Below are 16630 nucleotides of genomic sequence, written 5' to 3'. Positions count from 1 at the left end.
ACATGTGGCGGAGCGGGTCCCGCTGTTGCGTCCGCTATGGCACGAAACCGCAACAGCGCGAGGGCGGACCACCTGCCGGTGCCAGCGTTCTTGTTCATACCGCACCGAATCAGCCGCCGTGAACTTGAAGCTGCTCTCACCGATGCCCGCGGACAGCTACGCCGCCACAAGCACAAACTGCAAACGCTGCGCGAGAAAGCCGATGCCCTGCACGAGGCGGCCGAGACCTTGATCCATCACACGCCCGCCAGGGAACGTTTCACCGTCGTACACGAACTGCGCGACCGATTCCCAGCCCGGCGGATCTGCCGGATCACGGTATCGACCCCGCTACCCGCCGTGCCGGACCGATCTGGGCCGACTTCCTGCGGTCCCAAGCCGAAGCGATCATCGCCTGCGGCTTCTTCACCGTCGAACTGCTCGACGGCACCAAGGCCTATATCCTGGCGGTGATCGAGCACGCCACCCGCCGCATTCGGGTCCTCGGCGCGCCACCGCGAATCTCACTAACGTGTGGGTCGTCCAGCAGATCCGTAACGTCCTGATGGAGATCGACGGGGCCGCCGACCAGATCAAGTTCCTGATCCGCGACCGCGACATCCTCTACCCTGTAGGGCTCGGAAATACGATTGCGCCTGTGGCCTGGGCACATGTGGCCTTCGATGGTCGAGCTGGGATCCTGGCTCGATGTTCCTGTCTCTCGTGTACTGTGCAACGCGCCGTGTCTTGAGTTCCGTGGCGGTCTTGCTCCGCCGTGAGGTGTCAAAGGACGCTGAGCTGCTGGTGTTGCGGCATGAGAATGCGGTCCTGCGCCGTCAGATCGTCAGGGTCCGTTACGAGCCGGCCGACCGGTTTTGGTTCGCGGCGCTCTCCTCGTTGATCTCGCGCCGGCGGTGGGCTGAGGTGTTCCCGGTCAGCCCGGCGACGCTGTTGGCCTGGCATCGCCGGCTGGTCGCGCGCAAGTGGGACTACAGCGCCCGGCGGAAATCAGGTAGGCCGCCGACCGCAGCGGCGGTGAAGAAGCTCGTTCTTGCGATCGCGAAGGACAATCCGGCGTGGGGCCATCGCCGGATCCAAGGCGAGCTGGTCAAGCTCGGCCACCGGATAGCCTCCTCGACGGTGTGGGAGATCCTGCACACCGCCGGGATCGATCCGGCACCGCGGCGTTCGGGCCCGACATGGAAGCAGTTCCTCACCGCCCAAGCCCACGGCATCCTGGCGATCGACTTCGTGCATGTGGACACGATCGGGCTGAAGCGCCTCTATGCCTTGGTCCTCATCGAGCACGGGACCCGCCGGGCCCGCCTGGCCGGGGTGACCACCAACCCGACCGGGGAGTGGACGGTCCAGGCTGCCCGCAACGTCCTGATGGACCTCGCGGAGCGCGGCAAGGAGTTCAAGTTCCTGATCCGGGACCGCGATACGAAGTTCACCGACGGGTTCGACGCCGTGTTCACTGACGAGGGGTTCCGGATCCTGAAGAGCCCGCCGCGGGCCCCGAAGGCGAACGCGATCTGCGAGAGGGTCATCGGGGAGCTACGTCGCGAACTGTTCGACCGGATGTTGATCGTCAACCAAGAGCACCTGCGCCAGACCCTGACTACCTACCTGGCACACCGGAACGAGGCCAGGCCGCACCGAGCGCTCGGCCAGTTGACCCCGGCGCAAGCCGAAACCGGGCCGCCGGTTCCGGTCAACCTCGCGGACTACCGGATCCGCCGAAAGGCCATCCTCGGCGGACTCACCCACGAGTACCAGATCGCCTCCTGACCGCACCCCACGCTCCCCACCAGAGAACCGCAGATCAACCCCACATTCGTATTTCCGAGCCCAACAGGACCAACTGCGCCTGCACGACAGTTGGTGGGGCCCCATCGCCAAGATCTGGAACGACCTGGCCGCGCGCACAGACCACAGTCCGGCAGCCGCGCAACATATCCACGATGTCCTCATCGAAGCTATTGAACGGCTTAGCGGCACTGTTCCACCGGCGGCTGGTCTAGGCGGACGAGAACAAGGCTGGCTGGCGAAACCAGTAATCAATAGATCGTGACTCTGATGAGGCAGTCGGGAAAGGCGGCTCGGGTTCAGGACCGGTCGTATCGGCGTATTGGGACGCCGAGAATGAGCGTTCGTGCCGACCGTGTAGATCGACCAGGTCAGGAGATGTTCGCACACTGCACTGCATGGGAGCCAGTCCCGACACGTGACCTCTTCGCCTGCTAGCAAGTAGTACCCAGGGATACCGAAGGGCGCGATGCCGTAGAGATCCACACAGGCGATGGCTTTATTGCCCTATTAGTCTGCGGATCTCACCTGCTCACAGTTACAAATCTCCTCACCGGAACCGACGCTCGTCGCCAGAAGGATTGCGATACCGCTACAAACAACACCCGGCTACCTCACCGTCCACCGCATCACAATCAGCACCAGCGGACGAGTCATCCATGGACAACGCCTCGAGATAGAGCTGTGGCTACCCCGCCGAAAACGGGACGATAGCGAGTACGTGCCCGACCGCGAGCAGAAGGAAGATCGCAGACGCCCTCCGGGCTGTGGATCGTGTAGGGCAGTCAGGCAGCGACTTCGAAGAGGCCCGAGCGCGCTCCTCGAACTTCCACCACTACGTTGCCGCGCGCGACGACGCATCCCAACACTATGTTGGATCGGTCTGACCAGGCATCTCTTACCGTCGAGAGCGGGATGCGGCACATCACCGACCGCGATCCCCACGTTCGATGAACGACGGAGGAGCGGATGCAGACTGCGGTTCTGGCGCTAACGGTCTGGTGCTACAGCTACTACCCCACACGGTCAGCCGTTCACGGACGTCACGCTTCCCAAAAGCCATCAAGGGCGCTTTGCGCCGCGCCTCTGCTAGCGGTCTGCATTTGGTGCAGACGGGGCAATAGCCAGCCTGGGAAGCCGGGCCGCCACCGTATCTCGGAGCGCGGGCTACGCCGAACAGTCTCCACTCCGCCGGCTAGGCGGGCTTCAGACGCCCCCGGCCACACCCCAGCGTTATGGCGTCACCAACACATCGAGTCTCGCGGTTCACGATCAAGGATGGGTGCACATGGCTGAGAGCGCCAAGGACAGGATCCTCAAACGCGTCAACGAAGAGGGCCACACGGACAGCTACGGCACGTTGCTCTACTTGGCCGCCGTCATGGGCTTCGACCCGACGGCGCTCGGCCCGGAGAGCTCCGTGGAGCTCACCGTGTGGTCAGGACACTTCGACGGCTTGCGAGCGTCGCTGTTGTGCCTGGCGATGTACGAGCGGGGTATCGAGCCGAAGAAGGCTGCTGAGGTTGTCAACCAGCACATCGCAGATGCCATGGTCGACCTGGGGCCTGACGGCAATGCGGGCGAGGCGAGGTGAGCCGTGTCGTACTGGTCCAAGAGTTTCGAGGGGCTACCCGAGTACCTGACGGCAGTCCGAGAGTTCACGCGCCTCGTGGCTGGCGACCGTGAAGGCGCCGATGTGATGGAGATGGTCGCGTCGGAGTTGGCCGGCAACGCTATCCAGCACAGCGAGAGCGGTGAACCGGGCGGCAAATTCACGCTTCAGGTCGCGGGCTTCCCGGACCGGTGGCAGATCCGTGTGATCGACGAAGGCGGGCCGACCGTGCCGCACATCTGCGAACTCCCGTCGATCGACAGCGCCGAAGACCTCGACTACCTCGGCGATGAGGCCGAAGCCGGACGTGGTCTGGCAATGATCGCGGCGGTGTCGTCGGTGTGGGGAGTGATCGGCGATCAGACTTCACGGTCGGTATGGGCAGAGATCTTGATACCGGGAACACTACGACCCGAGCGGCATCCGACAGTACCTGAGCAGTGTCACTGGGGCCGGGAACGCCGATGACGCTGCGTGTAGACCTTAGGGCGGAGCGGACGCTCGCGGGAATGACCGGGGACCTCCGATCCGCCCGACTGGATGCCGGGCTTTCCCAAAATGAACTGGCGGTCGGGCTGCCGGTGAGAGGTAGAGCGGTCTCCGAGTGGGAGACCGGGGCCGTCGAGCCCACCCTGGCACATCTGATGTTGCTCGCCCGTGCGCTTGGCCGGCGCTTGGTAGTCCTCGGCCGGGATGGCGAGGTATTGTCCGGACGTTTGCGCGTGCGAGCCGGCGAGCCCTGGGAGGTCTTCGAGCGACGGCGTCTGGCCGTTCCGTTGCGTAACCGCCGTTTGGCCTTGGGACTTTCGCAGCAAGCACTCGGTCGATGCGTCGGCGTCAGCAGGGACTCAATCCAGCGGTGGGAGCTGGTTCGCGTACCTCCGCGGCCGATTGCACTTATTGTCTGGGCACAGAAGTTGGGCTACACCGTCGCCCTGGAGCGACTCGATAGTTTCTCAAGGTGGGCTGGCACCAGTGACCAGTTCGATCGACAGCTACGAGATCTGATCAATACTCTGGCAGCCGCTCAGAAGGGTGATCACCACGTTCACCAACGCGGTCCTCTCGCTGACTCCTGCGAAGAAGCCGGCGGCCGGTAGCTCATCGGGTTCTCCTGATGACGGCGAGGGAGGTTGGCACCTTGTGGCTTGCTCGGAACGGCATCCGGCCTGGGCGCCTGGCCCAGTCTGGCTTGCGCGAGCCGGGCAACCTCATTTGCCCTTGCTTGAAGCGCTCGTGAATCCGCGCCCTGTTGCCCGGGGCCGGCGGGGGCTGTAGCGCCAGCAGAGCCCGCCGAGCCCAAAGCGCGACTGTGCCCGGTGTCTGGGGCCTGACCGGTGTTGGGGGCACGAAGGACGGAGGCATGGTGCTCGGCTGCGCGGGCGAGGACGGTGAGCGCGCGGGCAGCAGCGCCAGCATGGACATCCTGAGCGACCCGGCGGCTGAGCGCGTCCGCGTGGTCGGAGATGGCATCGGCACTGCGGGCGACCACCGCGCGGATTCCTACGTCGCCGGTCTGCCGAGCGAGGGTGCCGACCGTGCCCCAGAGGGCCGAGATCCGCTGCCACTCGTACGCTGCCGCGTGCGCACGTACCTCGCCGCGTGCGTTGATATACGCCTCACGAAGGCTCGCCAGCGACTCGACGCCGGGCCGCTGCTCCGCACCACGCTGTTCGAGATGGTTGACCGCGCGGGTGGCCAGGTTCGCAATTCCTCGAGCGGCCCGGGTGGCGAGCGACTTCAGAGGTCCTGCGACGCGGACGTCCGCAGACAGCTCGGCCCAGTATCTGCCGGCGACGGCCTTGACGGTGTCCCACAGGTTGTGGACCGCGTCGCGAATAGCACTGATCCCCACCCACTCAGGGCTCTCGGCGGGGAGTCCAGCATTTCGGGCTTCCGAATACGCGGTGTCTACCGGTTCCACGAAGCCTGCCGCTTGGTCGTACGCGCCTTGGTCGACGGCCTCGGTACCTCGCGAATCAGCAACTGGTAGAGGACTGTCGGCCTGACCACGTGTGTCTACGATCTCAGCTATGCGCCTCGACGCCTCGTCCAGCGCTGGCTTCAGATCGTCTGTCACGTCATCACGGTCGGCCCAATTGGCAAGGACCTGATGGACATTGTCGAAGCTGGCGCGGAGATCATTCCAGATGTTTCCGGAAGCGTGAGTTTCGGCGGTCGGCGCCGGTTCAGGGGCGGGCTCTCTTTCGGCAGCGGTCTCCGGTGACGTCTCGGGGAGCGGGGCGGAAGAAGCCGTTGCCATGACCAGCGCTGCCTCACCCGCGCCGGCATCGACCGCAGTAGCCTCCGAGTTCTCGACGCTCCGCTCCGGTGTTTGAGGTGCGACAGCCTCAGTGGCGGTCGAAAGCGCGGCAACGGCCTCGGCTGCGGGTTCCGGCTCATGCTCTGTTGTAGTCATGACGTTGTCCTTGTGCTGTCGGCGGGTCCTGGGAAGGGGGTCTCGGTCGGGAATGGAGCGCGGGTGGCTGGCGCCGGCAGTCAGGCCGGACCTGACGGTGTTCGCCACCTCGCCGGGCGACAGACCAGCGTGGCGCGCCGCGGTCACCAACTCGCTCTCGACGTCGTTTCGCTGCAGAACGCCACCGCCGACGAGGCGGCCCATGCGAAACGCTTCCCGGTTCAGGGTGTCGTTGCGCGTCCCCTCCGGTGCTGTGGCCACGGTGTCGACCGACCGGTTCAGGGCCGCGTTGCCGTATGCGCTACGCCGTCGATCGGTCGTAGGGGTACGCGGACGCGCGGGCGCAAGGGCTGGCTCCGCAGGGGCTTTCCGCCTGCCAAGTTCATCGACGATCCACCCGGGCAGCGGCGCAACAGGCGCGTCGTCCTCGACGCGGTAGCTCCCGCCTTCGAAGACAGAGCCTGGCGCGACGATGAAGCCGCCGTGGCCGCGGGTGTCGATCAGCGGGCCGAGGCCGGCGGTTTCGCTGCCCGCGGTATTCCGCAGCTCGGTACCTTCAGGTTGACGGAAATAGAGATGCCGGCCACCACGAGCGCTGGCGACGCTGAGCGTGCGGGGCAGCTCGTGGCCAGCCGCCAGTGCGGTCAGCGTTTGTTGGCCGTGTTGCGGTCCGCCAGGCTTCTTGGCCTTGTCCAAATCGATGACAAGCAGATTCGACGGCCCGCAGGCGATGGCGATATTCGCGCTCGGCGTAGCTCTCCACCAGCGAGCGATCTGCGCGGGATCGGTGCTCGCCAGGCTTCCCCATGCCTTGAACATCGGTCTCTTGGTGCCTGGCTTGAGCGGGAAGACGTGAAATCCTTGATTGGCCAATGCGATCGCCCGCTCGAACATCTCCGATGGCTCCTGGGTTGTGGATTCCTGAGTAATGCGGCGGAGCGCGGGAAGCGACGCTCGCGAGTCCGGCTCAGGAGAAGTAGCACGGGCCTCGGTCGCCTGCTTGGGTTCGGGCTCGGGCTGCGTCGTCGAAGCAGCGCCCTCTGGTTGGGCCGGCGACAGCTCCCCTGCTGCGGGCCGCGATTCGACCAGATCTGGGGTGCTCCTAGCCGTAGGCTCGCGGACAGACTCATGCGTGACTTGGGCAGTCTGCGGCCTCGTCGGCTCGGGCTCAGCCTCCCCGCGCGAGACAACGGCGGACATGGATGTAAGCATTCGAAGAAGCAGCGCGTTTCTCTCGCCATCCACGCCGGCAACAGCAGCCTTCTCCGCGGTGCGCGCAACGCGGCTGCGGCGTGCTTCCTCATCTCTCCGGGCCTGCTCGCGGATCGCCGCATCGAGCACGGCGCGCTGCCCACGCGCCTCGTCCAGAGCGGCTTGGTCGGCAAACGGCTGGCCGATGGCGGCTTCGTTCTCGGCGATCCGCTGTCGGAGCACTTCGATGTTCGCCCGCGTCTCGGCCGCGACCTGCTCGGCACTGTCAACCGAGGCCGCGATGGCATCCCTGATACGCCAGTGCTGGCCCTTGGCCGTCCAGGCCCTATTCACAGGGACGTCTACCCGGTGCCGGTTATCGCCGGTGATGATGCGCGCAGAGATCAGCTCTTCGCGTCCCCTCCTGGTGCAGGTGAAGTCGATAGTCATGCCGCGCCACAACACTTCGTGGTCGCAGTAGCCCTTAGCAATGGTGGACTCGACTAGGTCTCCGAGGAGCGCGGGCACAGCTTCGTGAGGGATGGAGTTGCCGAGGACATCACGCCACGGCAGTTCGCCACCGAAGGCTGTGGCGAACTGGGCGACGCTCTCCAGTGCCTGACAGTTGGTCGCTGCTGCGGCCGCCTGCATGTTGAGGGTGTGGATGTCGGCGCGCAGGCGGCGCTGATTGCGCTGATGGCTGGCCGCCAGGCTCGCCAAGCTCTTGACCTTGACATTCAGCTCGTTCAGCTCAGCCAGCATCGGATTGCCCGTGGCGACCGCCTTGATCTGGCCGTAGTCCAACGCCACATCGCCGATGTCCTCGATGCTGCGTGCGGTGACCTGGCCGGCCAGGATCGGGCGTAGGGCCTTCTCCTTGCGCTCCAGGGTCTGCCACATGAAAGCGTCGAAGGAATCCTTGGTGACGTAGCGATAGATATCCACGTTCGAGTTCAGGTTCTTCGGTCTCCACACGCGCCCTTCGCGCTGCTCCACTTGATCAGGCCGCCAGGGCGCGTCGACGTGGTGTAGCGCGACAGCGCGGCGCTGGACGTTGACACCGACTCCGAGCTTGTCGGTGGAACCGAGCAGGACGTTGACCTCTCCCTTGTTGCACTGGTCGAACAGCACCAGGCGCTGAGCGTCCGTGGCGGCTTCGTGAATGAAGCGGATACCCCGCACCGGGACGCCGGCGGCGATCAGCTGCTGTCGGATGATGCCGTAGACCTGGTTTCCCTTGTCCTTGTTCGGTGTGCCGAGGTCACAGAAGACCATTTGGAGCCGCCCGAGCGTGCCCGAGCCGTCGCCGACGAGTTCGAGGTCCTTGGTCCCGTGGTAAATGCGCGCGACGTTCGCCGCGACCGCACCGACCTTGCCAGGACCCTCGGGTTCGAGTCCGACAAGTGATTCGTGAAGCGCCACCTTGCGACCGTCTGAGCAGATCTTGAGCATGTTGTCTTCGTTGGCCGGCACTCCCCCGGCCCGGATGTCGTCCGCCCGGTCCGCCAGATCATGCACGTAGTCGCGCACAGCATCGGAAGCGTCAATGACCACGACGTGCCGCTCGGCATCGGGCCGCACGACGGGGAAGGCCTCCGGCGCCCGCAGCTCGGCGAACTCGGCCACTGTATGCATCAGCTCGGGGATGTTGATGATCTCGACCGGGCGGCGGTTGAGCCGGAAGCCGCCATCCGGAGTGATCTCGACACCGGTTGCGAAGCGCACGAACAGCTTCGCCCAGGCGTCCGCCGAGGTCAGCCCAAGCTCTTCCAGACGCTGAGGCTGGAGATAGTGCTGAAGGATGAACAGCTCGAGGAGTGTGTTGGAGACCGGGGTACCGGTAAATCCGGTGACCACCGGCTGGCCTGGATGCCGACTGCGCTGCCAGGTCAGCTTCATGTCCAGGTCTTGAGCGCGCTTGGAACCGTTGATCGCGAAGCCGTCGGTGTGCACCGGCACGCCGAGGTTCTTGAAGTAGTGCATCTCATCGACGAGCAGGTAGTCGGTTCCCAGGTGCTCGAAGAAGATCCCGTCGTCAGTGGCGTGGTTCAACAGCGTCTTGGCTTGGGCGTCCAGGTTGTCGACCATCTTGGCGATCTGCTTGATCTTGCGCGGGTCGGCATAGTCCGCGTTCGCCTCGATAAGCGCCGTTCTGTAGTCGGCGGCCAACGCCGTCAGGTACTCCGCCTTGACCGTCGGATGGACTGGCAGAGAGGTGAAGGACGGATGGGACATGACCACCGCGTCCCAGTCCTCCATCGCGCAGCGTGCCGCGAACAACTTGCGTCCGCGGGCCGTCGCAAGATCCTCTTTGCCCGCCATGAGAATCCGGGCGTTGGGGAACAGCCGCTTACCATCGCGAGCGATCTGCTCAAGCGTGGAGGGCACCACAATGATCAGCGGCTTGGACGCCAGCCCGAGAGTCTTGAGCTTGATCGCGGCCATGAACATGGTCGCCGTCTTGCCGGTACCCACCGGATACGGGCACAGCGCGTCGTCTCCGGAGATCATGCGGCCGACCATGTCGCGCTGGTGAGGATACGGCTCGAACTCAGCATCCAAACCGGGGAAGGTCAAGTGCCCGCCGTCGTACTTCCTGGGAACGACGGCGTTGAAGACCTGGTTGTAGGCGTAAGTGAGGCGGTCGGCGCGATCAGGTTCCTCCCGCCACCAATCGGCGAAACGTCCGGCCATGGCATCCAGGCGGTCGTTCGCAACGATCGTCTCGTCCTGGTTGCGTACGCGTTTGTCGTCGACGACGTCATAGACCACAGGCGCCTTGCCGTTGAGACCGTATTCGAGCAGCCGATACGCGTTGAGCCGGGGGGTGCCCCAATCGGCCGTGGCTGCCGCGGACTCTTCCGCGCGCCGAGTGGCGGTCACACTCCACGTGTTGGTGCGTGGTTCATGCCAGACCTTCACCGGGAATCCGAGCAGTTCCTGAGCGAAGTCTCGTACGTCCGTGGCCGGGATCCACGGTGCACCGAGGTTGGCTTCAATCTGCTCCGGTTCGAGATCTACGGGGATGACGGCTTCGAGCGCCGGGATGTTCCCGCCGAAGCGGTCGCTGCCAATGACGGACGCCGCTCGTGCTCGCACCAGCTTGGCCCGCACGTTCCCGCTCAAGTACTCATCGGCCGGCACCCAGCTATTCGTGTCCGGGTCGATGAACGCGAGCCCGGTGAGGCGCCGCGCCGCTTCCTGCGCGTCGACTCCCAGCAGCGCGACCACGCGGTCGAAGTCGAACCTACCGAGCTCATCGCGGCAAAGTGCGATGGCTTCAGCGGGGCTCTCAGCGTGCGTCGCGCGCTCACGCGGCCGGTTGACGCGGCGGGTGAGCAGAGCGGCCTTGGTCGCTGTGCGGCTGTCGTCGTCGAAGTCCTCCAAAGCCAGGACCGTGACGAAGTCCGGGTCACGGCGAAATCCGCCCATCGACGGCCGCCGACGCGAGGCGGTCACTGAACCGTCTTCGTCGGGCTTCCCTTCCACGACCGTGTACCGATTGAGATACCCGTGAGCCCTGACGTAAGCGTCATAGCGACGCGCCGCTTCGGCCCGAAGAGGGGCAAGCTCCTCGTCAGGCCGGCTGTGGTCGGGCTCTGCGTTCAACAGGGTGAGCGCCGCGTCGCGGAGGGCCACCAGCTTCGGCAGTTCCTTGCCGGGTCGTTCGACCGCGGCAAGCGCACCATCGACCACTTCGTACACGAGACCGTCGACCAGGTGGAACGAGCCCTCCTTTTTGCCGTCGGCGCGCAGTTCGAAGGGCGCGGTCTCCGCGGTGATCGGCGCGGCACCGGCATCTACGCACCACCGTCGGCCCGTCTCGGCGGCCCGGCGCACGATCTCACCCCCGGCGGCCGCGATCGCGAGCTCGATCGGAGGATCGTCCGGACGGGCGTCAACCCGCAGAGTGCGGCCCCAGCGCGGTGCCTTGTCTTCGGCCAGGTCGCCGAGCACCATGCTCGGGTTCGTCAGAAAGTATCCGTTGACCTGCTGACCCCCGACCGATGGTCCGGTCGTGATCCATTGGTCCTGGCCGGGACGAGCCGGTTCGCCAGCCCGACGGCGGCGCAGCACCAGGACGTCGACGAGGGGTTCCGTACCACCAGAGGTGAGAGCGTCGTTGGGCAGACGTATCGCACCGAGCAGCTCGGCCTCGCGGGCTATCAGAGCCCGGGCCATCTGGCCGGTGCTTCCCGCCGCGTCCATGGTGTACCGCGACGTGACCAGCACAGCGACGCCCCCGGGCCGCAACGCCTTCACCGAGCGGTAGATGAAGTAGTTGTGCAGGTTGGCAGTCAGTTCGCGCGGCGCCGTCGGGTCGTAGACCTTGGTGTCCCCGAACGGTACGTTGCCCAGCACCGCGTCCATGCCGTACGACGGAACCGACGTTTCCTCCAGCCTCGCCGCGTGGATCGTGGCGTCCGGGTGAAGGATCCGAGCAATGGCGGCCGTGGTGGGGTCACGTTCGACACCGGTCCAGGCCGCGGGTATCGCATCGGGGGTGCTCGCGATGAACGCGCCGGCACCACAACCTGGTTCGAGGATCCTCCCGCCGGAGAATCCCAGGTCGGTGAGGATCTGCCAGCATGCCGCAGTGATCTGCGGCGGTGTGTAGAAGGCGTTGTAGGCCGCCTGAATCCCGTGATTGTAATGATCCTCGGGAAGCAGGAACGCTATGCGCTCGCCGATCTCCTTCCAGCTTCCAGTTCGAGAGCGTTCCAAGGCTGGTGCCAGCGGTCCCCATCCGGACCAGCCGCGTAGCTTCGCCAGGTCTTCCGATGCTGGTGCTTGATGCGGAGCCTGGTGTAGCTGGTCCAGGGCTTCCAGCGCGACCAGGCTGGCACGAGCGCGGCGGATCGGACCGACATCCGTGCTCTGGGCGATGGTGACTTCGGCCATCGTGCGGCCTCCGTGTGGTGCGGCCCGGCGGCGAGCCGGGGCTTTGCGGGCGGCTCAGATGGCGTAGAAGGCGAGGGAGGCTTCGAACGCGGCATCGTCCGACTGGTGGGAGCGGTAGGGACCGTCGTCCTGGCTCGGCGAGACGCCGGGCATGGTCAGCAGTACCGCCAGCCAGGCACGGATCTCGTTGGCGGGCAGGACGGCCCCGAAGCCGGCGCGCCAGATCGTCGGCAGGCGCCTCCCGGCACCGGCGTGGAGAGCCAGCAGAAACCAGCCGTCTTCTTCGGTCCACCGCAGTTCCACGCGCTCGGCACTGACGAAGGTGTGATGCCAGGGATCATCGAAGTCGTCGTCAGGCGGCAGCAGCGTCATCGAGGCCGAGCGGACGGTGCCGGTGTTGAAGGTCGCGTCACCGACGCGAATGTCTTCCAGCAGCAGCGCGACGCGCACCGCCTCGATATAGGCCTGGTGGTCTGCCCGGTTGGCTCTGGATTCGGTGGTGGTCATGGGAGTCCTCGATCTCAGTTCGGCGTTTCAGGTGGTGACAATGGACTAACGGTGGAAGGTGCTGTCGAAGGCGAGCTCCGTGTGGTCGGCGCGGAACCACATCGCGTCTTCGTCCTCGGCGGGGGCGATGGCCCACCAAGAACCGTCGTAGTAGGTGAACGCAGCGATGCTCGCGTGCTGCGGATGAGCCAGTCCGGCCCTGGTCAGGGCACGCATCTGCGCCCCGGAGAGCATGTTGAGTTCGGGCATGGTGATCGCCCCGGTTTCGGAGGAGGCTGGGCGCAGCGGCTGCGGAATCCCGGCCAGCGGGTCGGCGCCCACCCACCTACCGGTCTGCTCGGTGCTGAGATCCGTGTTAGGGCTCGCGTGACCGGCTCTGCAACCGCCAGCCCACCAGATCGAAACGTGGCCAAGAAAGGTGACAAGAGCCTGATGCCAGTAGACGGCTGACTGTCCAGCGCCCTCGGGCCCGTAAGCCTCCGCTCGCCAAGCGCGCAGCGCCCAGAGTTCTTCGATGAGTTCTGGGTGCTGTGGCCAGCAACCGGGTAGCCGATCTTCGAGAACCAAGCGGTAGCGACCGACAAGCCACGCGGTCCAGTTGCGCAGCTGCTCCCAGGCCAGGGTGTACTCCGGCTCGGTCATGGCGTGCCATTCGCACAGCGATCGATGAGAACCACCAGCTCCGGTCTGGCCCTCACCATCCTCCGCGGCCTTCGGCGTGCCCCGCGTCCTGCGTGTCAGGCCGCTCGCGGTTTGCCGGGGCCGGCCGCGGATCCGACGTCCGGCGTTCGGGGCGACAGACGGCGGCCCAGCATGGCGTTCGTCGAAGGCGCTCACGGGATCTCCTCCTTCATCACTGGTGCGGAATGCTCAGCGAGGACTGTGTACGCGGCCCTTTCCGCGTTGGCGTATAGCGCCGCGTCGGGACCCTCGTAGTGCCGGGTCATGCGGATCTTCACCGCTGGAGTGGTGGCGTGGATTACCAGCGCCTCGCGGTCGGCCGAGCTAAGCGTGCGGATGTCCTCGGCAGTCATGGTCTTGTGCTGCTGAATCGAGGTACCGGTGGTTATCGAGCCGTCGTCCGAGCGCTGGTAGCTGGTCATGTGCCGGTCGTACTCGCCCACCAAGTTCTCCGATAGATCACGCAATTCGTTGCCCGACAGGCCACCGAGGATGAGCTTCACGGTCGCGGCGCCCCAGAGCATCGCGGCTTGTTCCGCGCCCCAGCGAGCTTCGGCCTGGGCACGGGACTGGAGGATGGCTGCGATGAAGATGCCGGAACCGCCGGCGAACGACATCAGGTCGGGCAGGGACGGGAGCGGGACGACGTTGGCGATCTCGTCGAGGAACAGGGCAAGCGGCGGATCGAGCCGGCCGCCCGGCATCGTGTCGGCGATGCGCTTCGCGGTCTCGATCAGCTCGTCAACGAACACCGCGATGAGCGGCGCGAGAGCGCTCGCTTGTTTCCTTTCGACCAGGAGGTAGATGGTCCCCTTCGCACGCAGGAACGCTTCCAGGTCGAAGCCGTCAGACTCGGTTTCCGGGCAGAACGTGGCCTGTGCGGTCGGCGAGAGCAGCGGGGCCAGCGCCGTCTGGACGGTGGTCCACAGGCCGGACTTGGTCTCCGGCGGCGTTCGATAGAGGCCGTCGAGCAACTGAGCACTGCCGGGTGCGGCAGCCGGGTGATCACGCAGGAGCTTGACCGGGGTGTCGTCGCGATCGTTGAGGGACCAGGCAAGTACGTCGAGCATGGAGCGGCCGGCGAGCGCGGCGGCATGCAACCACAAGGTGAGCAAGTTGGTAGCGTTGGCACCGAAGTACCCGGCGTTCGATGAGTCCTGCTTCTCACTGCGCCCGACGGTGACCATCACCTCAGCTCGCTCACGAGCTTTGTCCAGGTTCTTACAACCAGAGGTAGGCGACCAGCGGACCATCGAAGGCCACGACGTCATCCCAGTCGGAGCCATGACCGCGACGAGGCCTTGTTCGCTCCGCAACGCCGCAGTGGCCAGCAGCACATCCATCCGCATCGACGTGACCAGCGCGGGCCCCGGCCAGCGGTGCACCCATGGAATGACCACCTGCGAAGACTTGCCCTGACGGGGAGCAGCGATCACGACGACCGAGTCCTCCGTCGACACAGCCAGCTTCAGCTTGTCGGGTACGGAGTCGCCGAGCGGCAGCCCAACGTCGGTCAGCCCGAACGGGGTCTTCTTCAAGCTCGGGCGCACCACCGGCCCGCGCTTGATGACCGCCGATGCGGCCAAGTGGACCGTGAGTTCCTTGCGCGTAGCGAATCCGTCATCACGTCGCTTAAAGCGACCCCACAGGCGAAGACCGACCACCGTCAATCCGGCGGAAGCGACGAGCAGAAGACAACCCGCGCCGTAGAACCATGCGGGCCCAGGAAGTACTGCGGCTACGTCGGTCGGCCAAGCCGAGCGCGGATCGCTCAGATGCCCGGGCAGGCGCAGGACGATCGACAGACTCCCCGAGGGCGAAACGTGGGGAAGGCCGCCCTGCGCCAATAGCCCGGCCGCTTCGCCCCACATCCAGGTACCGAACCCGGCGATCATGAGCACGCCAACCGCGATCATGAGAACCAAGTCCTTGCCATCATGCACGAGATGCCGGGCAGGAGACGGACCGTCAGAACGTGAACCCATCGTGGACCAGCCTCCTTCCGTCTAGGCGGACATCCGCTGGTTGGTGTAGAACCACTCGCGTTCGAGAGGGGTCAGTTCCAGACGAACCGCAGCCGAGTGATGGCGTCCGACCTTCCAGAGTGCGTGGCCGATATGCGCCGCGCCCCAGGAGGCGATGTAGGCGCATTCGGGGCCTGTCAGCCCAATGGCGTCGCGGGTCATCGCGAGCGGAGCGACGTCCTGGGCCAGGCACACCCGCACGTCACAGCTGGCAATGAGGTTCGCCGCGATGGCTGCTTCCGGGCTGCCGGCCGCGCCGACAGTCTCGAAGTCGGCCAACCGGTGGGTGGCGAGGCCCTGGATCGTGCCGGTAGCACGAGACAGACGCAGGTCACCGTCGAGCTTGCGCACCATCGCGGGAATCCGCATTGCCCGCCACAGCTCATCGCGCACGACAAAACGCACCGGGCCCGCGGGATCGTCGATCGCGGACTGACCCCAGGAGGAGACGCATGCGAGGGTCATCGCGATCGTCTCGTCCCCCCGCCCGTTGAGCCGCGAAAGATCGACGGTCTGAATCGGTGCGGTGAAGTCGAGCGCAACGGTGGTCGGGCCGTCGAACAGACCTGAGAGAGAACCGTGGACCATGGCACGGAGCGCATCAGTGACCGGTCGCACGAGCTCGCGTAGTTCCTCGGCATCCCCACCGCGGACCCGTAGATCCTGGGCCATCTCGTCCGTTGGGTCTCGAAGTACGGCCCACACCTGCGGCAATGTCGGATCCACCAGGCGAGTGGCCCCGCGGGCATGTCCCGTCGCCTCGTGAATGGCGAGCGAAACTGCGGCCTCTTCCGTCGGAGACAGCGGGCGCCCGAGCTTCGTGGCCAGCAGGGCGTTGAGCAACGTGAGCCGTCGCCGGTGGATCTCGGCCAGGCGTTCCTCCAACTCGACAGGATCACTGGGCAGGTCTTCACCGAGCGGTCCGGCATCGAGTGGGTTGAGCCGGGCGGGCAGCCCCGGGCCCAGTTGGACCGGCTCCACACCAAGCCCCTGCGCGAGTTCCCTGTACTCGTTCTTCAGGTCGCCGAGAACGAGAGTCTTGACGCCGTAGGACATCAGCCGGAGAGAAAGAGCCTTGATGTGCGCGGACTTGCCCGCCCCGGGAATGCCGGTGAACAGCACGTTGGGGTTGGTGATCAGTCCGGCGTTGAGCCAGGCGATCGGATGGCAGGAGAACGCCGCGCCGGTGAGTAGGTTCGTGCCGATGTAGGGTCCGATCGCCGGGATGCCGCCGCCGTAGAGAAACGGGTAGAGCCCGGCGAGCTGTGCGGTTGCGGCTCGGTAGACCCGAGGCTGCGGTGCACGGACGGCGCGGCCGGAGTACGGCCGATTGGTCCCGCGGCGCGGAGCTCCGCCAGCGCGGTGTGGCTTGCCCCGGTCGACTGCGGTGGCCTCCGTGGCACGGAGAACGGCGGGGACGAGAGGCCGAAGGTCAGTCATGGCGACAGCTGGAAGGCTCATGGCGGCATCGCGCTGGCGACGCCTGGTCGCAGGGGTGCGCATCAT

The 16630-nt window shown here is 65.8% G+C and carries 9 protein-coding genes; 4 read left to right on the top strand and 5 right to left on the bottom strand.

The genetic code is table 11. The annotated features are described in order from the left end of the window. The first annotated feature begins 687 nt into the window (after positions 1-687). The 4 genes from KGQ19_RS08565 to KGQ19_RS08550 all read left to right on the top strand — a co-directional run bounded on the left by KGQ19_RS08565 (position 688) and on the right by KGQ19_RS08550 (position 4500). Positions 688-1770, top strand: coding sequence for an integrase core domain-containing protein (locus tag KGQ19_RS08565; protein WP_438801862.1), 1083 nt, complete (start codon positions 688-690; stop codon positions 1768-1770). Between the two features lie 1306 nt (positions 1771-3076). Then, positions 3077-3382: a hypothetical protein gene (locus tag KGQ19_RS08560; protein ID WP_212008550.1), complete on the top strand. Its 306-nt coding sequence runs from the start codon at positions 3077-3079 to the stop codon at positions 3380-3382. 3 nt (positions 3383-3385) lie between these two features. Beyond that, on the top strand, positions 3386-3868 hold the full coding sequence (locus KGQ19_RS08555) for an ATP-binding protein (RefSeq protein WP_194893288.1): 483 nt from the start codon (positions 3386-3388) through the stop codon (positions 3866-3868). Further along, a complete protein-coding gene (locus tag KGQ19_RS08550) occupies positions 3865-4500 on the top strand; it encodes a helix-turn-helix transcriptional regulator (protein WP_194893289.1) in 636 nt (211 codons plus the stop codon). Before KGQ19_RS08555 ends, KGQ19_RS08550 begins: the two co-directional genes overlap by 4 nt. Here the strand turns inward: KGQ19_RS08550 and KGQ19_RS08545 are convergent. From KGQ19_RS08545 to KGQ19_RS08525, 5 genes are read right to left on the bottom strand one after another with little or no spacing between them, the layout of a single operon-like run. After that, positions 4449-11912 carry a bifunctional DNA primase/polymerase gene (locus KGQ19_RS08545; protein ID WP_212008549.1) on the bottom strand — a complete coding sequence of 2488 codons (7464 nt, stop codon included), beginning with the start codon at positions 11910-11912 and terminating at the stop codon, positions 4449-4451. The two genes, KGQ19_RS08550 and KGQ19_RS08545, sit on opposite strands and share 52 nt — an antisense overlap. A 54-nt stretch (positions 11913-11966) precedes the next feature. Beyond that, positions 11967-12419, bottom strand: a complete 453-nt coding sequence (locus tag KGQ19_RS08540; RefSeq protein WP_212008548.1) for a hypothetical protein — start codon at positions 12417-12419, stop codon at positions 11967-11969. Positions 12420-12464: 45 nt separating this feature from the next. Beyond that, the gene (locus KGQ19_RS08535; RefSeq protein ID WP_212008547.1) at positions 12465-13256 is read right to left on the bottom strand and encodes a hypothetical protein; all 792 of its coding nucleotides are present in this window, start codon (positions 13254-13256) and stop codon (positions 12465-12467) included. Next, the gene (locus KGQ19_RS08530; protein WP_212008546.1) at positions 13253-15085 is read right to left on the bottom strand and encodes a type IV secretory system conjugative DNA transfer family protein; all 1833 of its coding nucleotides are present in this window, start codon (positions 15083-15085) and stop codon (positions 13253-13255) included. Before KGQ19_RS08530 ends, KGQ19_RS08535 begins: the two co-directional genes overlap by 4 nt. Positions 15086-15106: 21 nt before the next feature. Beyond that, positions 15107-16630 carry a putative type IV secretion/conjugal transfer ATPase gene (locus KGQ19_RS08525; protein WP_212008545.1) on the bottom strand — a complete coding sequence of 508 codons (1524 nt, stop codon included), beginning with the start codon at positions 16628-16630 and terminating at the stop codon, positions 15107-15109.

Origin of the sequence: Catenulispora pinistramenti (genome assembly GCF_018274385.1) — a bacterium.
GTDB lineage: Bacteria > Actinomycetota > Actinomycetes > Streptomycetales > Catenulisporaceae > Catenulispora > Catenulispora pinistramenti.
Note: the sequence above shows the minus strand (reverse complement) of the source record. Positions and strands in the feature narration are given on the sequence as shown.